The sequence below is a fragment of the Dehalobacter sp. TBBPA1 genome (assembly GCF_040931655.1).
Taxonomy (GTDB): Bacteria; Bacillota; Desulfitobacteriia; order Desulfitobacteriales; family Syntrophobotulaceae; genus Dehalobacter; species Dehalobacter restrictus.
This window is the reverse complement of the sequence record NZ_CP162385.1, coordinates 1219965-1242144: the sequence shown is the minus strand read 5'-3', so window position 1 is coordinate 1242144 and position 22180 is coordinate 1219965. Positions and strand designations below refer to the sequence as shown.

Annotated in this window: 22 protein-coding genes and 1 tRNA gene; 1 reads left to right on the top strand and 22 read right to left on the bottom strand. The window is 45.2% G+C overall.

The genetic code is table 11. The features are described 5' to 3' along the window. Nucleotides 1-166: 166 nt before the first annotated feature. The 15 genes from coaE to AB3489_RS06165 all read right to left on the bottom strand — a co-directional run bounded on the left by coaE (nt 167) and on the right by AB3489_RS06165 (nt 14876). Entirely contained in the window at nt 167-751 is a 585-nt protein-coding gene (coaE, locus tag AB3489_RS06235; RefSeq protein ID WP_368294360.1) for a dephospho-CoA kinase, read from the bottom strand. 8 nt (nt 752-759) lie between these two features. Beyond that, the gene (ytaF, locus tag AB3489_RS06230; RefSeq protein WP_368294359.1) at nt 760-1422 is read right to left on the bottom strand and encodes a sporulation membrane protein YtaF; all 663 of its coding nucleotides are present in this window, start codon (nt 1420-1422) and stop codon (nt 760-762) included. Between the two features lie 107 nt (nt 1423-1529). Further along, complete coding sequence (locus AB3489_RS06225; protein ID WP_368294358.1) at nt 1530-3404, bottom strand: ABC-F family ATP-binding cassette domain-containing protein; 1875 nt, start codon at nt 3402-3404, stop codon at nt 1530-1532. Nucleotides 3405-3478: 74 nt separating this feature from the next. Next, entirely contained in the window at nt 3479-4300 is an 822-nt protein-coding gene (gene mutM, locus AB3489_RS06220) for a DNA-formamidopyrimidine glycosylase (protein WP_368294357.1), read from the bottom strand. 12 nt (nt 4301-4312) lie between these two features. Beyond that, nucleotides 4313-6973 (bottom strand): DNA polymerase I, encoded by a 2661-nt coding sequence (gene polA, locus AB3489_RS06215; protein ID WP_368294597.1) that lies wholly within the window; start codon nt 6971-6973, stop codon nt 4313-4315. 302 nt (nt 6974-7275) lie between these two features. Then, the gene (locus AB3489_RS06210; RefSeq protein WP_368294356.1) at nt 7276-7761 is read right to left on the bottom strand and encodes a polymer-forming cytoskeletal protein; all 486 of its coding nucleotides are present in this window, start codon (nt 7759-7761) and stop codon (nt 7276-7278) included. 242 nt (nt 7762-8003) lie between these two features. After that, entirely contained in the window at nt 8004-9692 is a 1689-nt protein-coding gene (locus AB3489_RS06205; RefSeq protein ID WP_368294355.1) for an AMP-binding protein, read from the bottom strand. Between the two features lie 14 nt (nt 9693-9706). After that, nucleotides 9707-10258 (bottom strand): helix-turn-helix domain-containing protein, encoded by a 552-nt coding sequence (locus AB3489_RS06200; protein WP_019226465.1) that lies wholly within the window; start codon nt 10256-10258, stop codon nt 9707-9709. A 279-nt stretch (nt 10259-10537) separates the two neighbouring features. Continuing rightward, nucleotides 10538-11077: a 2-oxoacid:acceptor oxidoreductase family protein gene (locus AB3489_RS06195; protein WP_368294354.1), complete on the bottom strand. Its 540-nt coding sequence runs from the start codon at nt 11075-11077 to the stop codon at nt 10538-10540. Beyond that, nucleotides 11077-11820 carry a thiamine pyrophosphate-dependent enzyme gene (locus AB3489_RS06190; RefSeq protein WP_368294353.1) on the bottom strand — a complete coding sequence of 248 codons (744 nt, stop codon included), beginning with the start codon at nt 11818-11820 and terminating at the stop codon, nt 11077-11079. Before AB3489_RS06190 ends, AB3489_RS06195 begins: the two co-directional genes overlap by 1 nt. Before the next feature lie 2 nt (nt 11821-11822). Continuing rightward, the gene (vorB, locus tag AB3489_RS06185; protein WP_368294352.1) at nt 11823-12887 is read right to left on the bottom strand and encodes a 3-methyl-2-oxobutanoate dehydrogenase subunit VorB; all 1065 of its coding nucleotides are present in this window, start codon (nt 12885-12887) and stop codon (nt 11823-11825) included. Between the two features lie 5 nt (nt 12888-12892). Further along, nucleotides 12893-13117 (bottom strand): ferredoxin family protein, encoded by a 225-nt coding sequence (locus tag AB3489_RS06180; RefSeq protein ID WP_368294351.1) that lies wholly within the window; start codon nt 13115-13117, stop codon nt 12893-12895. Then, nucleotides 13105-13770 carry a hypothetical protein gene (locus tag AB3489_RS06175; RefSeq protein ID WP_368294350.1) on the bottom strand — a complete coding sequence of 222 codons (666 nt, stop codon included), beginning with the start codon at nt 13768-13770 and terminating at the stop codon, nt 13105-13107. Before AB3489_RS06175 ends, AB3489_RS06180 begins: the two co-directional genes overlap by 13 nt. 131 nt (nt 13771-13901) lie before the next feature. After that, nucleotides 13902-14327, bottom strand: coding sequence for a hypothetical protein (locus AB3489_RS06170; RefSeq protein WP_368294349.1), 426 nt, complete (start codon nt 14325-14327; stop codon nt 13902-13904). 246 nt (nt 14328-14573) lie between these two features. Beyond that, nucleotides 14574-14876, bottom strand: a complete 303-nt coding sequence (locus tag AB3489_RS06165; protein WP_019226472.1) for a hypothetical protein — start codon at nt 14874-14876, stop codon at nt 14574-14576. Nucleotides 14877-15194: 318 nt separating this feature from the next. Here AB3489_RS06165 and AB3489_RS06160 point away from each other — a divergent pair, with 318 nt between their 5' ends. Further along, complete coding sequence (locus AB3489_RS06160; protein ID WP_368294348.1) at nt 15195-15344, top strand: small, acid-soluble spore protein, alpha/beta type; 150 nt, start codon at nt 15195-15197, stop codon at nt 15342-15344. A 302-nt stretch (nt 15345-15646) separates the two neighbouring features. Here AB3489_RS06160 and AB3489_RS06155 read toward each other — a convergent pair whose 3' ends face one another. The 7 genes from AB3489_RS06155 to AB3489_RS06125 all read right to left on the bottom strand — a co-directional run bounded on the left by AB3489_RS06155 (nt 15647) and on the right by AB3489_RS06125 (nt 22180). Then, nucleotides 15647-15943: a type II toxin-antitoxin system RelE/ParE family toxin gene (locus AB3489_RS06155; RefSeq protein WP_019226474.1), complete on the bottom strand. Its 297-nt coding sequence runs from the start codon at nt 15941-15943 to the stop codon at nt 15647-15649. After that, on the bottom strand, nt 15944-16120 hold the full coding sequence (locus AB3489_RS06150; protein ID WP_368294347.1) for a hypothetical protein: 177 nt from the start codon (nt 16118-16120) through the stop codon (nt 15944-15946). Nucleotides 16121-16428: 308 nt separating this feature from the next. Continuing rightward, the gene (locus tag AB3489_RS06145; RefSeq protein WP_368294346.1) at nt 16429-17499 is read right to left on the bottom strand and encodes a type I restriction endonuclease; all 1071 of its coding nucleotides are present in this window, start codon (nt 17497-17499) and stop codon (nt 16429-16431) included. Nucleotides 17500-17766: 267 nt separating this feature from the next. After that, nucleotides 17767-17853, bottom strand: a tRNA-Leu gene (locus AB3489_RS06140). Between the two features lie 110 nt (nt 17854-17963). Continuing rightward, the gene (locus AB3489_RS06135; protein ID WP_368294345.1) at nt 17964-18161 is read right to left on the bottom strand and encodes a DUF2007 domain-containing protein; all 198 of its coding nucleotides are present in this window, start codon (nt 18159-18161) and stop codon (nt 17964-17966) included. A 21-nt stretch (nt 18162-18182) separates the two neighbouring features. Then, a complete protein-coding gene (coaD, locus tag AB3489_RS06130; protein WP_368294344.1) occupies nt 18183-18668 on the bottom strand; it encodes a pantetheine-phosphate adenylyltransferase in 486 nt (161 codons plus the stop codon). Nucleotides 18669-18766: 98 nt separating this feature from the next. Further along, the gene (locus tag AB3489_RS06125; protein ID WP_368294343.1) at nt 18767-22180 is read right to left on the bottom strand and encodes a DNA polymerase III subunit alpha; all 3414 of its coding nucleotides are present in this window, start codon (nt 22178-22180) and stop codon (nt 18767-18769) included.

Genomic DNA, 22180 nt, shown 5'->3' with positions numbered 1-22180 from the left:
ATCTTGTTAACCCTTAAATGATAACATCATTTTTTTATTATCTTTTGATTATCCGTATGTTCATCTACGCGGAGATATGATTTAATTCTGAAACATTATATACGACAAAGCTGATTCAATGCAAGACGAGACCTTGAATTACAGATAAATCTATGGAATGGAGATTTCAGGAAAACAGTTCTTTCCAAATCATCTCAAGTTGTTTTTCAGTCTCTCTCCAGTCCCAGGAATTATCGATGACCCGGTCGGCTTTCCTTTTTTTGTCCTCCATCGGCATTTGCGCAACAAGCCGCCGCTCGGCCTCTTCCCTAGTCAAGCCACTTCGTTCCATCAGCCTGGTGATTTGTATTTTAGCAGGGACATAAACGACCCAAACCTCGTCGACAAATTTTCCCCATCCCGTCTCCAGAAGCAGCGGAATATCCAGGATAATCAGCTTTTCACTTTGGATTTCTGCCTTCAGGCATTGATCCTGCATCTGCTGCCGGATCAAAGGATGAACAAGTTCCTCAAGCCTTTGCCTGGCCTCAGGATCGGCAAATATGATTTTGCCTAGCTCCGCCCGGTCAATCTTCCCATCTCGGACGCATTCAGATCCAAACTCTTTGCCGATCAAAGGGATCAACGGCCCGTCATACAACCTATGAACTGCGTCATCCGCGTCAAAAACTGGGATGCCCTTCTCCGCAAACCAACTGGCAACACGCGTCTTGCCGCTTGCTATTCCTCCTGTAAGTCCAATTTTGATCATGTTTAACCTCAAATTATTTTTAATGACCCGATGAGTATCAGGACGATCCCCGGCAGATACCTGACTCTCGCCAACACGCTCGCCGGAAGTCTGCCTGTCAATACCTGACCAGTAAAGATCATCAGAATCTGCATCAATGTCACCATCCCGATGACATACCAGAGAATTCCTGTCAGCGCAGCGGCTACGCCCGAAGCAAACGCATCCAGGGACAATGCCACGCCGAGAAGCAGACTTTCATTCAGTGTAATGACGCCGGAGCCGTCAATGTCTGCCGCATCCGGTGTCTTCAAAACCTGAATGACCAGGCCGAAGAAATTTAAATTAATGCTGAACAAAGTACGATATGGATTGTCATCTATCTGTCCGGCTGCAGTTGTCATCACCGGTACAGCTTCGGGAAGTTCCGCTCTGCCTCTCAAAGTCTGAATCAATTGATACGAGCCGATTGCAATAAGAACGACTGCCCCCAAGATACCGGGATGGATCACCGTAAGTTGAGACGTGATCAGATGGCCGCAGTACATGGAAACCGTCATGGCGAGTGTAGTACAAAAACCAATGATCATCATGGAACTGAGCGGGATCCGAATCTTCTTCAGACCGTAGGCCATCCCTACCCCTAAACCGTCAAGACTCAAAGCCAAAGCAAGGATCATTGCCATTCCCATATTCTTTTACCCCTTAAGTATTTCCTTCGGGATAATATATGGCTGTAACCTCGTTTTGGTGTACCGCGCTGGCTCATCTGTATCGTCGGTCTGTCAGTTTTTTCGTACTAATCCTGGTAAGCCAGCCACTCCTCCATCAGATGATCGAGCTCTATCTGCACTTTCTCATACGACTGGTGAAGTGACAATGTCAGTTCATAATCACTGGCTGCGGCATCGAGCTTATCCTCAATTTCTTGAAGCAATAATTCTGTTTCCGCAATTTTTTCCTCGATTTGCTTGATCTTTTTTTCTATCCGTTTGGTATTCTTGGACTCTTCCCTGTAATCTCTGGCTTTTTGAACCTCTTCATTTTTACAGGTCTGATCTTGAGCGGCTTGAGCAGATTCTTTTTCTTCATCTTCACTCTTCTCGCTCATCTCACGATAGGCCGTGTAGTCTCCCTCAAATACCTTCAGACCATTCACTGTAAGCAAAGCAATCTTATTCACGATTCGGTTCAGAAAGTACCTGTCATGGGATACGGTCAAAATTGTCCCGTTGTAATCCTGCAACACTTCCTCCAGGACTTCTCTCGTCTCCATATCGAGATGGTTGGTCGGCTCATCAAGCAAAAGCAGGTTCCCCTGATTCAGAAAAAGCTTGCAAAGTGCCAGCCTGCTTTTTTCTCCCCCACTTAAACCAGCAACAGGTTTGAATACATCCTCTCCCCGGAAGCCAAAACGGGCTAAAACATTGCGTATTTCCGGATCGTCAAGCGTTGAAGAATAACGGATCTCGTCCATGACAATTTCCCTTAAGCCAATATTCTCATGCTCCTGGGAATAGTAGCTGACGGAGACATTCGCCCCGGTCCGGATCGTACCGTTATACGGGATTTGTCCTGTAACAGCTCTTAACAGCGTCGTCTTTCCAACCCCGTTTCTGCCGAGCAGGGCAATCTTATCACCACGGCGCAATTCCAAACCTACATGTTCAAATATGGTTTTCTGCCCGTACTTAACGGCCAGATCGTCTATCTCGAGAACCCGGTCACCTGAGCGGGTTTTGGCCTGGAGGCTTAGGCTGAGTTTTTTTGAATCTTTCGGCGCATTCACCGGCGTAATTCTTTTCAGCATGGATTCCCTGCCCCGGGCTTGTTTAGCTTTGATTCCGGCACCATGACGCCGGATATACTCCTCCAGGTCCGCAATTTTTTTATTGATCCGTTCCGCTTCTCTGGTCAGCGATATTCTTTCAATATTCCGCTGCAGTTCAAATTCCGAATAATTGCCGTTGTAAGCTTTCAGGAACCCATCCTCAATCAGGTAGGTGCTGTCTACGACCCTGTCCAGGAAGTACCTGTCATGGGAAACGACAAGCACAGCTCCAGCATAATCTCCCAGGTAATTTTCGAGCCATTCCAGTGCCTCAATATCGAGATGGTTCGTAGGCTCGTCAAGAATCAGAACGTCCGGATCACGCAGCAGAAGCTTACCAAGCGCCAGACGGGTTTTCTGACCACCGCTTAAATGATTAGCTTCAGTCGTCTGATGCCGGTCCATCCCGAGTCCGGTCAGGATCTTGCGGATCCTGGCTTCGAGTGCATAACCACCCGCCCTTTCATATTGTTCCGTAAGCAGACTGTACCTTTCGAGCGTTTTCTCGTCGGCCTGTTCCGCCATTTTATTTTCCAGGGATCTGAGATTGTCCCGCAGATCAAGAATATCCTGACGTTCCGCCAGCATTTGTTCAAATACTGTACCGTGTTCTGCTGTGGATGCAGTCGTCTGCGGCAGATAACCGACAGTACCCTGCCAGTTGATATCTCCGCTTTCATGAGCAATCTCTCCCATGACAGCCCTGATCAGTGTTGTTTTACCTACTCCATTGGCTCCGACCAGGCCGGCTTTTTGACCCTTTTCCAAACGCAACGTTATATGATCCAGCAGGGTGCTCCCTGCTACTTCAATTTCAAGTCCATTGCAATAAAGTATGCTCATCCTTCTGTGAAATACTCCTCCTGGATTCTTTCTTCCTGCATTAAAAGTTATTCCTTCTTCAAAACAAATTTCATCTATTTCTGGCAGTTCGGACAGTACACCGTTGTCCTTCCGGCTACTTTAATTTTAGCCAATTGACCTCCGCAATATTTACACTCCTGACCGCTGCGTCCGTAAACCATCAGATTTTCCTGAAATGCACCCTTCTTGCCGTCTGCATCGCGATAATCACGAAATGATGTTCCGCCAGCCGTGATTCCTTCCTGCAGAACCTCACAGATCGCATCGTAAAGCAGAATAATCTCCGACACCTTTAACGAAGCCGTATTCCTATCCGGCAAAATTCCCGCGCGGAACAGAGCCTCGTCCGCATAAATATTTCCGATACCGGCTACGACGGTCTGATCCAGCAGCGCAGCCTTGATGGTACTCTTTTTCCTGGCGAGACGCATCCCGAGCTGGTCAAATGTAAATGACTCGTCCAGCGGTTCCGGACCAAGTTTAGCCAAGCAGGCAGCCTTAAAGGCCATTTGAAAAGATACCAGTTGTATTCTGCCGAATTTACGGATATCGGAGTAATGAAGCTCCCCCTGGTCGAGCCTAAACACAACATGCGTATGTTTATTTGGCTCATGCTGCTCAGGATAATAGATCAAACGTCCGGTCATCCTGAAATGAATGATCATCGTAAGGCCGTGACTCAGGTTCATGAGCAGATACTTGCCGCGTCTGTTAAGGCTTTCAATCGTCCGGTTCCTGGCCAAAGCGGTGAAATCCTCATCCGCCAGAGAAACTGCTGCCGGAGGCCATCGGACTTCGACATCTTCAATTGTCTTTCCCAGAATCCTTGCAGCCAGGGACAGCCGGATACTTTCTACTTCGGGCAGTTCAGGCATCAGATCGACCTCCTAAAACAACAGCGCATCCTCCTGATAAGGGACCATATCATACCAGTTGCTTCCGACTTTGCAATCTACCAGCAATGGAACAGAAATCGGGAAAGCCTGCTCCATCTCTTTCTTGACAATTGCTGCGACCTTGGGAAGTGCTGACGGTTCGACCTGGACTACCAGTTCGTCGTGAACCTGAAGCAAAATTTCTGCCTGCAGGCCCTCAATCGCTTCCGCTACTTTGATCATCGCAATTTTCATAATATCAGCCGCGGTTCCCTGGATGGGGGTATTCTTGGCAATCCGTTCCCCAAACTGCCGCGTCATTCTGTTCGGATGAGACAATTCGGGGATTTTTCGCAGCCGGTTCAGCAGCGTACGAACCTCTCCCTTTTCTTTGGCTTCAGTGACAGCCTCCTCGAGATACCGGTGAACACCGTTGTATCTTTCAAAATACTGGCTGATATAGTATTTTGCTTCTTTTCTCGAAATGGTCAGATCGCGGGCCAGTCCAAAGTCCGTCAGACCATACATTAAACCAAAGTTAACTGCTTTGGCCTTGCGCCGCATATCTGAATTGACTTCGTTCAGCGCTACGCCAAACACCTCGGCAGCTGTACGTCTGTGCACGTCTTCCCCGACCAGGAAGGACTCACAAAGTATTGGATCTTTCGAATAATGCGCCAGAATTCTTAATTCGATCTGAGAATAATCTGCGGATAACAAAAGCCAGTCTTCCTGAGTTGCCTGGAAAATCTTCCTAAGTCTCCGGCCTTCTTCCAGACGGATTGGAATGTTTTGCAGATTCGGTTCGGTACTGGAAAGTCTGCCTGTAGCTGTAACCGTCTGCTGAAACGTGGTATGGATTTTGCCGTCACAGCACTGGGCCAGCAGGCCCTTGACATAGGTGGAATTCAGTTTGACCAGCTGCCGGTATTCCAGTAGTTTTTCCACGACAGCGTGCTCTGTCCGCAATTCTTCCAGCGTTTCTGCATCCGTTGAATAACCCGTTTTGGTTTTTTTGAGTGGCGGGAGCCCTAAACTCTCAAATAGAATCCTGCCAAGCTGCTGCGGCGAATTGATATTAAAGTTTTCACCGGCCAGATTGTAAATCTCACTTTCCAATCGGCCGATCTTAACCTCAAGTTCCTGACCATATTCCTGGAGTTTCGCCTTGTCCAGGGCAATTCCGGTCTTTTCCATCCTAGCCAATATGAGGCTTAAAGGCTCTTCAACCTCATGCAAGAGCTTTTCAAGATCGTCTTCCGCCAGTTTTTCCATATAGGAAGCGGCAAGTTTCCGCAGCAACGCGGCCTCACGGGCCGGCGTATTTGAAAACAGATCCGTCACATAATCCCCCAGCAATTCGGAAGCGCTATAATTGGACCGGTTCGGGTTTAACAGATAAGCGGCCAGGCTTAAATCCAAATCAACGCCGGCGAATGTCTTATTCTCATTCAGAAGCAGTGAATATAGCCCCTTGCTGTCTGCCACCACTTTGCGGACACCGTCGTCAGCCAGGATTTCTTCCCAGAGACGCAGTACACTTGGAGCAGCAGCATACCGGTTTAGCGAATACGTATAATGTTCATCGCAGATCCCCATTTCAGTCCAGAGCCCCTGATGAATATTCCTGCCCTCAAAACGATAACTGAGTGCGAGGACCGGTTTCTGCTCAAGCCAGGTATTCAGCAGCTCCAGCCAGCCTTCTCCGTCCATGTTCTTTTCTTGCTGGATAGTATCAATGATCTCTGCCCCTGATGCTTTTTGCTTCTTGCCTTTTTCGATGATTTGCTCAGGACCTGTTACCGCAGCGAGGCTCTGTTCAAACAGTGACGCGACTTTATATAAGCTGTAGCCATGAAGGATCTTTTTGCAGGCATCTTTGTCCGGCTCCGCCCATCTTAAGTCATCAAGAGAAAACGCAACCGGCACATCGTGAATCATTGCTGCGAGCTTTTTGCTTAAGAGTGCCTGATCAGCGTATTGATTCAGCAGTTCCTTTAATTTATTGCCTTTGACTTCATCCTTATTCTGCAGCACATTTTCGACGGACCCGTATTCGTGAAGCAGTTTCAGTGCTGTCTTTTCCCCCACACCGGGAATCCCGGGGATGTTGTCCGAAACGTCCCCCATCAGGCCTTTCAGATCGATAATCTGAGCAGGCTTCAGCAGATATCTTTCTTCCAGCCGTTGTTCGTTGTAACATTCAACTTCCGAAATCCCTTTCATTGTCAGCAGCACAGAGCTATGCGGTGAAATCAGCTGAAGAGCGTCCCTGTCTCCGGTAAAGATTAAAACTTCTATTTTCTGGGCAATCGCTAGATCATTTACTGTCGCTATGATATCATCCGCTTCGTAACCTTCCAGTTCCAGGATCGGAACGGCCATCACCCGCAAAATTTCTTTAAGATAATTAAACTGCGGCCGCAAAGTCTCTGGTGTCTCTTTCCGGTGAGCTTTGTAGCCTGCAAACTGCTCGATGCGGACCGTTGCTTTCGTCTTGTCAAAAGCTACGACCCAATAATCTGGCTTCTGCTCTTTTTGTAGCCTGAACAGCATGGTTAAAAAACCGTGTACAGCATTCGTCGGAAGCCCTTCGTTGGAAGTAAGCGGCGGAAGCGCATAGAAAGCTCTATTTATAAGACTGTTACCGTCTAAGATCAGCATCCGGGGCATTGTAATACTCCTTTCAAGAACCGTTTCTTCAGAATCTCCCTCGGAATCATTCGTCAAAACAATTCCTTTGAATATACCTTTCTATATCATAACCTTTTCTGGAATCAAGTACAACAAGTACACAGCACAGAAAAATAAACGGCTGCATTACTGCAAGCCGTTTAATATCCGCTGATTTCAGTCATTCACACTTCTTTGTCCGCTGCATCATTGATTTTGATCCTTCATCATGCTTTTCTCTGAAAAGTATCGGGGATCTCCTGGATATTGGCATTGACCGAGGACAGACAGTTCCCGCCTCTCTAAGGCATCCTGTTATAGACAATAGGTTTAAAGGAAAGTTTTGACTTTTTCTTTTTTTCTTCTATGGATTTAAGATCGTCAGAAGGTTCGCTCACATATTCAGTCTCAGGGTTGGATTCCAGTACAGTTATGCCATCTGCTTGGTCATGGTTCTGACTCTTCCCTATGAACCTTGCACCCTGTTCAATCTGAAGCCCTTTTGTTTTTATATCGCCATAGACTACGGCAGTTGAAGCTATTACCAATAAGTTCTCAACTGTAATATTCCCATGTACTTCTCCCTGTATCCGGGCGTTTACAGCAAAAATTTCCGCTTCTACTTTTCCATGCGGACCCACAAGCAGATCTGCTTTTGTTTCAATTGTTCCTTCAAGCTCCCCATCAATTATCACATTGGTTCTGGAGTTTATTTTTCCTGTTATTTTGCATTCTTTGGCAACGTACACGTCATTATCTGTTTTTTTACCAAATTCGACAGCTTCCATCTTCTTTTCCTTTCACTCTTCCATTATTAAACATTATATTTAAATTTAGGATATGACAACAGACCCAAATATTATATAGGCCATTAGTCCTATTTTTATACAATAACTGCAAACAGTGATATGTAAGTCTACAATAACTTAGAATAATCAGCCGAAATATATAGAATCGGGCACATAGTGGAAATAGAAAGAGGACACAGCAAAAACTTAATCCTCTTTCTTATGTCAATTATCCTGTACGTTTATTCGGACCGCAAATCCTTTTCCCTGATTTCAACCCTGCGGATTTTGCCGCTGATGGTTTTGGGAAGCTCGGTCACAAACTCAATTACCCTCGGATATTTATAGGGTGCGGTTACCTTTTTGACATGATCCTGCAATTCCTTAATCATGTCTTCCGAAGGTTCGTAACCTTTGTTCAGTACGATCGTTGCCTTGACATTAAATCCTCTGATAGGATCCGGAACACCTGTTACCGCTGATTCCAGAACAGCAGGATGCTCTGCGAGCGCCGACTCGACTTCAAAAGGCCCAATGCGGTAACCGGATGATTTAATGATGTCGTCATTCCTGCCGATATACCACAGGAAACCAAGCTCATCACGGTAGGCCAGATCGCCGGTATGATACAGGCCGTCATGCCAGGAACGCTGCGTATTCACTTTGTCCCGGTAATAGCCCATGAAAAGACCTTTCGTCTTGGTCGCGTAATCCGGAGCTTTGATGCAGATTTCCCCGGTCACACCAGGGTCAACCTCTTTGCCGTCTTCATCCGCAACAACCATCTGATAACCCGGTGTAGGCATCCCCATCGAACCGGGTCGCGGTTGCACCCATGGGTACAGGATTGAGCAGCAGACGGTTGTCTCCGACTGCCCAAAGCCTTCAAAGATACGCAATCCGGTAGCCTGCCGCCATTGATTGAACACTTCCGGATTTAAGGCCTCTCCTGCGGTGCAGCAGTGTTTCAGCGCCAACAAATTGTAGCTCTTGACATCTTCCCGCAGCATAAAGCGGTACATGGTCGGCGGTGCACAGAAAGTGGTTATCTGGTATTTCTCCAGTTTCTGCAAAATATCCGCACCGTTGAATGTATCAAAGTCATAAGTAAAAACCGCTGATTCACCTAACCACTGGCCATACATTTTGCCCCAGAGGGATTTCAGCCAGCCAGTGTCGGAAATTGTGAAATGCAGGCCGCCAGGCTCTACTCTGTGCCAAAAAATGCCCGTCATAATATGTCCTAAGGGATAAGCATGATCATGCGAGACCATCTTGGGATAGCCGGTCGTTCCGGAGGAAAAGGCCATAATCAGCATATCCGTGGCTTTGGTCGCTTCTTCGCCGGTAGGGCGTTCCCATTTGTCAGACGCAGCTTCAATCCCGGCTTCAAAATCAAGCCAGCCCTCTCCTGCATCCTTATGTTTGGTCACCGCTTTCATCTGAACCGTTTTACATTCTGGAGCAGCCTCGTCAAAATGCCGGGTACAATCACCGTCTGCGGTAATCACGGCCATCTTGATACCTGCCGCCTGGCAACGATAGATATAATCTTTTGCCGTCAGCAGGTTCGTTGCTTGAACGGCCACTGCGCCAATTTTATGCAGGGCCATCATCGCATACCAGAATAAATAGCTCCTTTTTAAAACCAGTAGGACAAGATCTCCTTTTTTAATGCCAAGTGACTTAAAATAATTCGCCGTCTTATCAGACCAGCGTTTCATTTCAGCAAACGTAATTCTTTTTTCTTCACCATTATTGCTTACCCAAAGCATCGCCAGCTGATCGGGTTTCTCCTCAGCCAGCTTATCAAGGACATCGTAGGCAAAGTTAAAATCATCCGGACAGGTCACCTTAAAATTCTTATATAAATCTTCCAGTGTGACATAATCGTCCCGGTGCCTGCCAATATACTTCTCATACATGATCATGTGCGCGTCCTCCTTTATTTCATGACGATGGCCAGGAATTTTGCCGGAGCATCGCCATGGGCCTTCATCGCGTGGGGAACGGACGAATCGAAGTAAACGCTGTCACCCTCACCGAGTTCGTAAACCATCTCACCGATAAAAAAGTCCATGGATCCTGAAACCAGGTAATTGAATTCTTGCCCGTCATGGGAATGACGTTCCGGTATTGCATTGTTCGGTTCTACTGTCACCATAAACGGTTCAGCTTTCTTATTGCGGAAGGTGAAGGCCAGGTGCTTGTAATCGTAAGCTTTTCGGCGGTTGATCTCATAGCCGCCGCCGGCTCTGACCACGCAGCAGGTGGATAGCTTCGGTGACTCACCGCTGATGATATCCAGTACGTCAACCCCTAAAATACCTGCAACATTGTACAGAAAACTAAACGAAAAATCTTTTTCCCCTGTTTCATATTGAAGATAATCCGCAACCGGAACATCGAGTATCTCAGCAATCCTTTCCGGCGTGAAGCCCGTTGACTCGCGCAGCATCAATAAACGTGCGCCCATATCCTTTAGTTGATCAGTCAAGTTAATGGCACCTCCTTATAATTTTCCTGTTTTAAGTAAACTTGGCTGAAGCCAAGCCTTGGCTAAGGCTACAGCCTTAGCTGCACTTATGTATAGCAGAAAGCGTTTAGAGCCTTCCTGCTATACTAAAATAATTGCCGAATCATACTACTATACTATAACACTATGTTTCAATAGTATTATAATACTATGCTGTAATACAATACGGCAATACTTTTACAAGACTTTTTTAAAATACTTAAGTCAAAACGCTACTACTTAAGTTAAGACGCTACGACTTTAGTTAAATTTATACCCGATTTCTATCGCTTTGATATTGGATGCCAGAAGATCTTTCTTCCTCTCCGGAATCGACTTGGATACTGCTTTATTCAGCATCTCCAGATCAAAAATGCCGGCTTCTTTGGCAATCTTCCCAACCATGACCATATTTGCGAGTCCTTTCAGACCAGCATCTTCAGCCAACTTCGTGGCCGGTATATAAAAGGTCTGAACATCGGAACGCTGTACCTGAATCGGGATCAGGGAGGAATCAACGATGATTGTCCCGTTTTGCTGGACATCACTTTCGAATTTTTCGAGGGACGGCTGATTCATCGCAACCAACATCCCGGGATAGGTGATAATCGGTGATCCGATCGGCGTATCGCTGACAATCACGTTAATATTAGCTGTGCCGCCGCGCATCTCCGGCCCATAGGACGGAAGCCAGCTGACTTCCTTGCCCGTGAGCAGCCCGGCATAGACGAGAATTTTGCCGGCAAACAGCACACCCTGTCCGCCAAACCCTGCAATCATAAGTTCAAGTGTCGTGCTCATTAGAAAACCTCCTTGTCCTTATAGACACCCAGCGGGTAGTAAGGAATCAGGTTCTCGCGCAGCCAGGTGAGCGCTTCAACAGGCTCTAGCCCCCAGTTGGTCGAGCAGGTCGACAGAACCTCGACGATCGTAAAGCCTTTCCCGGCGATTTGATATTCGAAAGCCTTTTTGATCGCCTTCTTGGCGTTGATCACATTTTTTACACTGTCTACGGACACCCGCTCCGCATAGGCCGTCCCGTCAATCGTGGAAAGCGTTTCGCAGACTTTCAGGGGGAAACCTGCATACTTCGGATCCCTCCCGTAAGGAGAGGTCTGGGTGATCTGGCCAGGGATGGTCGTAGGGGCCATTTGTCCGCCGGTCATGCCATAAATGGCATTGTTGACGAAGATAATGGTAATATTTTCACCTCGGGCTGCTGCATGAATGGTCTCAGCCGTCCCAATGGCCGCAAGGTCTCCATCACCCTGGTACGTAAAGACGATATTGGACGGATTGGCGCGCTTAAGGCCTGTTGCAACTGCCGGAGCCCGGCCGTGCGCTGCCTGCGCCATATCACATTCAAAATAGTTATAAGCAAGTACAGCACAGCCAACAGGGGCGACACCGACTGTTTTTCCGGTAAGATCAAGTTCGTCCAGAACTTCTGCCACCAGCCTGTGAATAATCCCATGGGTACAGCCGGGGCAATAGTGACTGGATACATCTGAAAGTGCTTTCGGTCTTTGAAAAACGATTTCCATAATTAACTCCTTTCCGCCTGCGCAGCGTTTTCTATGGCTTCCAAGACAGCTTCTGGAGTCGGAACCATCCCGCCGGTACGGCTGCAGAGATGCACCGGGCGGCTGCAGCGGATGCTCAGCTCCACATCCTGAATCATTTGACCCATACTCATTTCGACCACCACAAAAGCCTTTGCTTTTTCCGCTGCGGTTTTCAGCTGGTTTTTCGGGAACGGCCATAAAGTAACCGGACGAATCAACCCTGCTTTTATGCCTTTTTTACGGGCTTCGTTAATCGCATTTCGGGCTATTCTGGCGCAGATACCATAAGCAACGATAATTACTTCCGCATCCTCGGTCAGGTAATTGTCCGTTCTGGCAATTTTCTCAACATCCGCATATTTTTCAAAACGTTTCAGGTTAAGCATTTCGAGCTCTTCGGCTTCGAGATAAAGCGAATTAATGACATTTCTTTTTCTCTGACCTTTTGTTCCAGTTAGCGCCCAATCCTTGGTAACGTTTGACGCCGCTTCACCGCGGCTGATGTCCACAGGCTCCATCACCTGTCCGAGCATCCCGTCGCCTAAGATCATTGCAGTCATCCGGTACTGGTCAGCCAGTTCAAAAGCTTCTACCGTCAGGTCGAACATTTCCTGAACGTTATTCGGTGCGAGCACAATCATATGAAAGTCTCCGTGACCGGAAGAACGTGTTGCCTGGAAATAGTCGGACTGGGACGGACGGATTCCGCCAAGTCCAGGACCGCCGCGCTGAATGTTGACCAGCACTGCAGGCAGATCGCTTCCTGCCATATAGGATAAGCCTTCGCTTTTCAGGGAAATTCCCGGGCTTGATGAAGATGTCATCGCACGGACTCCCGCTGAGGATGCTCCGTAAACCATGTTAATGGCCGCAATTTCACTTTCCGCCTGTAAATAGGTTCCTCCGATTTTCGGCATACGTTTGGCCATATACGCTGCAACCTCAGTCTGAGGCGTTATCGGATATCCGAAGAAATGACGGCAGCCGGCCATAATTGCTGCTTCGGCAATTGCTTCGTTTCCCTTCATTAATACTTTTTCCGCCATTTGCTTTAATTCACCTCTTTTTCAATCTGAATACAAACATCGGGACACATAATCGCACAGAACCCACAGGCAGTGCACGCTTGCTGATCGGTCATTTCCGCAGCATGAAATCCTTTGCTGTTAAGGATTTCGGGCGAAAGTCTAAGCAACTTCTTAGGACAAGCGTTTACACAAAGAGAGCAGCCTTTGCATCTGTCTGCCTCGATTGTTAGTTTCGTCACTTTTGCCATTCATACTCCTCCAAATCTATTGGAAATATATTTTGAATATTACTTGCCAGTTCCGCTGCCAGACTTCTCTGCACGGTTGTCATCACAACCGGCAGTCCCGTCCTTTCAGAGATTTGCTCTGCATAAGGAAGCGAATTCATGACATCGGAGGCGGTAGTAGCATTACCCAGGTTGGAATTATTAATAATTCCGGAAAATTTGATTCGCGCTGCCGCTTCAATTTCGTATTTAATGTTAATCGTCGCTTCGGCATCGCGGCTCAAAGGCCGGTACATATTTACAACAATGTAGGCAGCAGCATCTGTACGGTGGAGCTGTTCGTAATAGCGGCCGAGAGCATAGGCACCTCTGTCGTCTCCGCCAACGTCAATCACCGCATAGGCATCGCGTTCGTCAAATATCGCATTGATTTCTCCCGGAACAGCAGGAATATCAACATTCGAATTCGCATAATCCGAGGAGATCAGCTTAATCCCTGACCTTTTCAGCATCTGCGCGCTATCTTTCGTTCTGAAATAAGGGTTAACAATATCCAGATCGGCAATGGTGACTTTCTGATGACTTTTTTTCAGCCACAAGGCGTAGTTTACAGCAATACTCGTCTTGCCGCTGCCATAGTGACCGGCAAAAATGGTAACCCTTGCACTCTGCACACGAGACCTCCTAAAGTAAGGATGATAAGACAATTAAAATTAATAATACCACAAATTCACGTTTGATATCAACTTCAATACATATTTAATACTCAATTTCCAGCTTATTTAATGCTTGCATCGTTGTTTTTTTATAATCCGAATAACTCCTTTAATTTCAAAGCGATATCGGTGTCCATATAGGTCAGCATCGCAAGCTTTAGATCACTTTTTTCTTCCGCGGTAAGCTTGTTGTATTCTGCGATGACCCTGCCGGCTTGATCGCGATAAGGCGAGGAAGGATTTTGGATCAGATTATTGACAACCGTCATCATGGATCCGACAATTTGCTTTTCCTGCGCTGTTTTTACATTTGCATAGACGGTCCCTAACTGGCTGTAAACAGTACGCAGCAACACTTTTGTCGCTTCAGAATTAATTTGAGAACCGCTTCCGCTTTGACCGGCTGAATTCCCACCTCCGGCAGTACTTTCGCTGCTTGAAACCTTTTCGTCTTTCTTCTCTAACCTTATACCGACATCTATGTTAAGAATACCATAAGAACCATTTGAATACATCCATCGTCCCTCAATCCATCATTGTCCGATGAACAGCAAATACGGGTGTTTGTGATTCAGATCCGAATCATAAACACCCGTATTCGTAAATTGTCGATTGCAAATTTGTTCTACCTTTTAGTATGTAACCGTTTTACACTGAAACAATGTAAAACCTGCCAATTTACTTGCAGTTTTCTAAATTCTTTATGGCAATAGAACTCAAAAAACTTAAAGTAATTGTGAGGGTTACGGAAAGGCACGTAATTACTTCTTTGGACCAAATAAATAAATGGAAAAGTATTCTTCTCCATCTTTTTCAATCCTATACATTACTTTTTTTTGTTTGGAAGGCATTTTCACAATATTAAAATTATTGGTGATAAAATACCCGAAACCGAGTTCGTTCATTGGGAAGTATAATATCCCGTTATCATCTTTAATCGGTTTAAACGTATCATAAGAGATTTGCTGGATTTTTACGCCATCCGGAGCCTGTTCTGAAAAGATAAGCTGGCAGTGTTGATACATCTCAAAGTCATGATACAGTTCAGCAAATTGATTTTCCATTTCAATCCCCCCTTTCCGGTTTTATTACTTCGCTATGAAGATTTCATTTCCTGCCCTAAAACTCAAAATTTGGCTAAAATCCTTATTTTATACAGGTATATACAATTCATTATATATACGACTTGCAAAAATAATAAGCTTCTTTTCTGGCAATCCCGCTCATGGGATGCAACCAAAACAAAACAACAGACCGAGAACAATCCTTGAACAATCCCTGGTCTAAATGTTAAAAACTTACTGAATTAAAATAAACTACCTGTGTATTTTATTCCTATATGCAGATACTACAGATAAATAAACAAAAAGGAGGAATATCTAATGGCTAAGTATAAATTGCCGGTTAACAAACAAAGCGTTGCCAGCGAGCTTAATGTTAACTTAGGTCCAGACACCTCCGCAAGACAAAATGGCTCTGTTGGAGGTAACATGGTTAAGAAAACCTTTGAATACATTAACGGTAAAATCTAAATTATCCAGTCTTGGCAGCGAAAGCCCCGAAGGATCTTACTCCCTCGGGGCTTTGATGTTCATATATCTTTCGCCGTTCATAGGCCTTCTATATTTTAAGCGTTTACTTGGTGCCGAAGGCCGGGGTCGAACCGGCACATCCTCACAGATATCGGTTTTTGAGTGTGTTCAAGGCAATTTTACCAAGTTGTCCTTGATAACGCTGTATTTCTTTAAAAGTCATTTGGCTGTTTATGGCTCTCTTTTTTTGCTTTTCTATAGAAATCTGTCCAAGAAATTTATTATTTTATCCATATCATTAACTATTTTTTAGCAATTTTCTTTCGTTTTGCTTTTTCATATACCTGTTCTCGCTTGCCAATAAAAAGCACTAATACTCTTACTTTTTCTTCCTGAATATCATAAATCGCCCGATACTGAACCCCATTATAAAAAAGTTTCATCCGGTATAATCCATGAAATTCACCAACCAGCATGTCACCATGAGTTCTTGGAGATTCCTCTAAAGTAGAAAGTTGCCTCAAAAAACGCTCTCGCATTTTACTGGGGCAACTTTTCAGGTACTTTTCTACATCCTTAACAAGTACGACTTCGTACATTTATTTTATCAAACTGCGCAGAGGAACCATATTCCCCTCTTTTTGCGCATCTTTCTTTGCCTTGTGTATAGCTCTTGCAGTTTTTCTATCAAGGGACAAAGATAGTGATTCGCGTAGAATATCAAATCTTCCAGATCTTTTTGTCGTATTAAGAACTGCTGTTTTTGCACTCGCCACCTCTCTTCCCCTCCGTTCTAATCGATATTTCTTGTACATTTATTTTAACCTACTTTCCATATATATACAAGCAAATTAATTAAACTTTTCTTTAATACATTATTCTATTATGTATGATATATGTTAATTTATACAAATAGTAAAGGCTCATGAAATAAAATCTGAGCCTTTTAAATGTGTTTACTTTATTCTGACAAGAATATTCTTTCGTATGCTTAAATAAAACAAAAACGAACCCCATTAATTTTTAATCATGGGGTTCGTCAGTAATCTGAGCATGATTGATCATGCTCTTCCTATATATACTCTTACGATAGGTATCTTTTTACTGATTCAATCAGCTGTGTTTGATAGTTATAGATATCATTAACGTCCGATATTTGAATTCGAATCGGGTGTTTATTCTCATCAGGAATGTATAAATATTTCTGCTGTGCATTTAAGCCTAATCTACATATCCACTTTAGTTTGTTATCATCCAAGAGAATACCAAAATATGATTCGGTATCTCTAAAGAATATCCTTGATGAATTAACTGCCGGATTTAAAACACTTTTTACTGCATAATAATATTCTAACTCTTCTTGTGTTGTCTCTATTTTATTTTTTAATTCCTGATCCTTCTGTACAGTAGTTACTGCCTCCTGTGGTTCTTGTTCAACCTTTTCTGAATCACCCATCGCAGCTTTTAGCCGATCATTAACTATCTCATTTAGAAATTGGTTGTATGATTTTTTTACTATTTCCTTAAATTTATCAACAGTTGCCTTTGTTCGTTTCCCCTCATATATTTCACCAAGAATATATGTTACAAAACTTTCATCTGGATCCTGCCTTTGTTTAGATAATAATGTCCTAATAAGACTCGTGTATTTTAATTCAGATGCAGTATTAAAAACGTATTCAACATTCAAAGCAGATTTATGGAATTTTTTAACTTCTGGAACCAATGCTTCTTTGATATCTAATAAATTAAGTTCCATAAAAGGCTTTTCATCCATTTTATTTGGTTCCTCTAAATCAGTGAAGAATTGATAAATGATCCCGTTAGTCAATATCCCAAATTTTGCTTTCGTCGTTCCAAAATACCTAAACAATTGAGAACCATGCTTATCTAATTTTTCGCCGCACCATTTTGCTTCAACCAATATAATAGGTGTTCCGTTCTGAAATATTGCATAGTCAACTTTTTCACCTTTTTTGATACCAACGTCAGCCGTGAATTCCGGAACAACTTCACTTGGATCAAAAATGTCATATCCAAGCATTTGGAAGAACGGAAGGATAAGTGAATTTTTAGTAGCCTCTTCAGTGGTGATTTTTTCCCTCAAATTTTCCACTCTTAAAGCAAACTGTTTCAATTCATCAATAAAATCCATGATTTTCCTCCTATATACCTTGTTTTATACATTAACAAGAATCTTTTGCTAATTTAGCATATATTTTACAGTCATATACTAAAATCCTTCTTTTACACTGATTTTCCATCTAAATAGGGATGATCAAAAGTCCAAATAATAATGCAAAGAAGAGGATGAAATAATATCGCCCTCTTCTTGTGTTATCTGCCTAAAAAAATCTGTACAAATATAAATTTCAATACATTTGGGCAAAAAATAAAAAGGCCCAAAAGCCTTTAAATTTCATGGTGCCGAAGGCCGGGGTCGAACCGGCACATCTTCACAGATATCGGTTTTTGAGACCGACGCGTCTGCCAATTCCGCCACTTCGGCACGCCTTACTTTTGCTATTTTATAATATCAGCGTCAAAAACGCAAGTACATTGCCACTTTTTTTACGGCCATTTTCATATTATTTTTTACTCCCATAAAGACAACTTGGATTATGAACGAATAATACCGGTCAGGATCTCGTTGGCTTCCTCAGCCTCCGACTCCGGCACGAGTATTTCGACGCTTACGTCGACGGATTCCTGTGAACCAACTGCTTTTAGCTGGACTAAAATACCTTCGTCTGCAAATGCTTTTTGATATTTTTCAGCGACTGCTTTATTTGGTGCTATATAAATGACTGTCCACATATTCTATCCTCCAATAAGCATTTAGACCATCTTATTATACTTCTGAATCATTGCTTTCTCCACATTTGGCGGAACTAATCCTGAAACATCTCCTTTCAGACTTGCCGCCGATTTGATCGAGCTGGAACTGATGAACGAATACTCGCTTTTTGTCATTAAAAAGACGGTCTCGATGTCAGGAGCCAGCTTTTTATTCATCAAAGCCAGCTGAAATTCGTATTCGAAATCCGTCATGGCCCGCAAGCCTCTGATCAGCGCAACAGCTCCGCATTCACGCGCAAAATCCACAGTCAGACCGCCAAAAGACTTGACTTCAACATTTTTCATATCGCTGGTTTCGCATCTCAACAGTTTCTGCCTTTCTTCCAATGAAAAAAGCGTCTGTTTGTTACTTTCGGAAGCTACCGCCACAATGACACGGTCAAAAAGGTAAATAGCTCTATGCAGGATATCAAGGTGCCCATTGGTTACTGGATCGAATGTCCCCGGGTATATCGCAGTTCGCACAAAAAATCTCCTTCAGTTCAGAAAATATCTCAGCGTCATAAAATCTATTTATGGGATTCGCCCCAAAGTAACAATATCCTGCCTCTTCCAACAAATTTTTATTGCCATCTTACCTGATCATTTCCCAAAAGCGCAATAAGCGCCCTGTCAAGCTCTTCAGATGGCCTGACAAAATAATTTGGACTTATCTCAAAGGTCTTCTTATTATCCTGGCAAAAGAAATAGACAGGATGCGTTCCGCGAAATGCCCCAAGGATTGCCAGGATCTTATCGGTCAGTTCCGTATCCTGATTGCTTGGAATCTTCAGAAACAATTTATCCGGTTTGACGCTGCATTCCTCGATCGGCAGAACTTTTTCAGCAAATATTTTCTTTTCATCTTCATTCACATAATAACGACCGTGAACAACCACAATATGGTCGTTGTCCATCCTGACAACTTCCGGAAACAATCTGGGGAATACCAGAACCTCAATCGTTCCGGTCAGATCCTCCAGTAAGAAGGTAGCCATCATTTCCCCTTTTTTCGTTATTGTTTGCCGATAAGAATTTATTATCCCACCCAGAATGACCTTTTTTTCTTCCGCACTTTCGAGACAGGCCGCAATTTCTGAACTCGTGATTTTCCTTAATAGGTCATTCACGGAATAAAGCGGATGGGCTGTGAGATAAATACCGATATACTCCCTCTCCATCTTTAGGATCTCGCTCTCGCTGAATTCCGGTATTTCAGGCATACGCAACCCTTCATCGAGGTCCTGGTCGAGATCAAACAAAGACATCTGGCCGGATTCGTTGTCCTTTTGCCGGTTCTGGGCCAGCTCCAGGGCCTGATCCAGGACTTTCATAGCCTGAGCGCGGCTGCACAGTGACTGAAACGCGCCGGCCTTAATCAGACTTTCAAGGGTTCGTTTGTTTAGAACTTTAGCATCCATGCGTACAATAAAGTCATAAAACGACGCAAACGGGCCGTTAGCTCTTTCGGCGATGATCCTGTCAACCACCTGTGTCCCGACATTGCGGATCGCCTCGAGCCCGAAACGTATCGCTCCGTGTTCTATGGTAAAATCCCGGTAACTGTACTGGACATCGGGCGGCAGAATCTCAATGCCGCTGCTCCTGGCTTCCTGAATGTAAAAAGTGACTTTATCTGATGCGCCGATTACGGAACTCAGCAGCGCTGCAGTGTATTCGAGCGGATAATTCGCCTTCAGATACGCTGTCTGATATGAGATCATCGCATAAGCCGTGGCATGCCCCTTATTGAATCCGTACTCGGCAAATTTGGCCATCAGATCAAAAATCTCTTCAGCTTCCTTTTCACCTATACCCAGACGGAGCGCTCCCGGCACAATCCATTCACCGCCGCTGTCTTGCAGGCCGTAGATAAAGTTCTGCTTTTCTTCGGCCATGATCTTCTTGTCTTTTTTCCCCATGGCCCTGCGCAGAAGATCTGCTCGTCCAAGAGAGTATCCGCCAAGATTCTGAGCTATCTGCATGACCTGTTCCTGGTAGACGATAATCCCGTAGGTCGGTCTTAAAATCTCTTCTATTTTTGAATGCAGGACTTTGATCAGCCCGCCATGCTTCCGGCGCACGAACTCCGGAATCTGTTCCATCGGACCGGGCCGGTACAGCGCGTTTACCGCAATAATATCTTCAAAACAATTGGGCTTCAAATCTTTTAAGATGGCCCGCATGCCACCGCTTTCCAGCTGAAATACACCTGTACTGTTCCCTTCGGAAAGCAGCTGATACGTCGCTTGGTCGTCGAGCGGCAAATGGTTCAGGTCAAGCCGGATATCGCGGGCCTGTTCAATATTTGCAAGCGCTTTGGTCAGGATCGTCAGGTTCCGCAGGCCCAGGAAATCCATCTTCAGCAGTCCAATCTCCTCAACCGTTTTCATCGGAAACTGCGTCATCAAGAGCCCGTCGGAGGTTTTCTGAAGTGGAAGGTAACTGGTCAATTCGTCCCTGGCAATCACGACGCCGGCAGCATGCGTGGAAGCATGCCGCGGCATCCCCTCCAGGGACTTGGAAATCTCATACAACTTTTTGATTTCCTCTTCTTCCCTAACCATTTTCTGCAGTTCAGGAGAAACGGCCAGCGCTCTTTCCAGCGTCATGCCCAATTCATACGGCACTGCTTTGGCGACTTTATCGACTTTGCTGAGCGGTATATTCAGGACTCTTCCGACATCCCTCAGCACGCCCTTGGCGCCCATGGTACCAAACGTAATGATCTGGCAAACCTTCTCTTCCCCATACTTTTCTGTTACATATTTGATGACTTTTTCCCGGCCTTCCGGGTCAAAGTCGATATCAATATCCGGCATGGATATCCTTTCCGGATTTAAAAAACGTTCAAAAAGAAGATCATGGCGCAGTGGTTCCACGGAGGTGATGCCGAGCAAGTACGCAACCATACTCGCAGCTGCTGAACCACGCCCCGGACCGACCGCAACATCATGCTCCCGGGCATACCGGCAGAAATCGGACACAATTAAAAAATACCCGGAAAAACCAGTCTGGGTAATAATCCCAAGCTCATATTCCAGACGCTCGCGCTGTTCCGGCGTTTCCTCCGAGTAAAATACCGGGAACGCCTTCCAGCATAATTCCCGCAGGTACTCGTCCAGGGTGCAGCCTTCCGGAACCTCGTAGACCGGCAGATAATGCTGGCCAAACGAAAAGCTGACGTTGCAGCGCTCCGCAATCTCATTCGTCTGGCGTAAAACCTCGGGCGTCTCCCCAAAAAGCAAATTCATCTCCTGCTTGCTTTTCAGATAATACTCCCTGCCCTCAAAGCTCATCCTGGAGCTGTCAGCCAGCGTCTTTCCGGTCTGGATGCACAGCAGGATATCCTGAACCGACGCATCTTCTTTCCGAATATAATGGACATCGTTGGTCGCAAGCAGCGGAATCCGCGTCTCCCGGTGCAGGTCCCAGAGGCCGGCGTTGACCTTTCTCTGATCGGTGATGCCATGATCCTGCAACTCCAGATAAAAGTGTTCCGGACCGAAAATATCAAGATACTCCATCGCGGCCGCTCTGGCTCTGGCCGGATTGTCCTGCATCAGGTACTCCGGGATCTCCCCGCCCAGACAGGCGCTCAATGCAATTAAACCTTTACTGTGCTGCTGTAAAAGCTCCTTGTCGGCCCTAGGTTTGTAATAAAAACCGTCCACGTTGGCCTGCGAAACAATTTTCACCAGGTTCTGATAGCCCTCGTTCGTTTCGGCAAGAAGAACCAGATGATAGTTCTTGTCATCTTTGCCGAGGACCCGTTCCGTTCTTTTTCCGGGAGCCATATAGATCTCACAGCCGATGATAGGCTTGATTCCCTGTTTGCCACAGGCTTTATAAAAATCCAGCACGCCGTACATCACGCCGTGATCGGTGATCGCAAGCGCCGGCATTTCCAGCTCAGCAGCAGAATGTACAAGGTCATTGATTCTGGCCGCGCCGTCCAGAAGACTGTATTCGGTATGAACATGAAGATGTGTGAACAT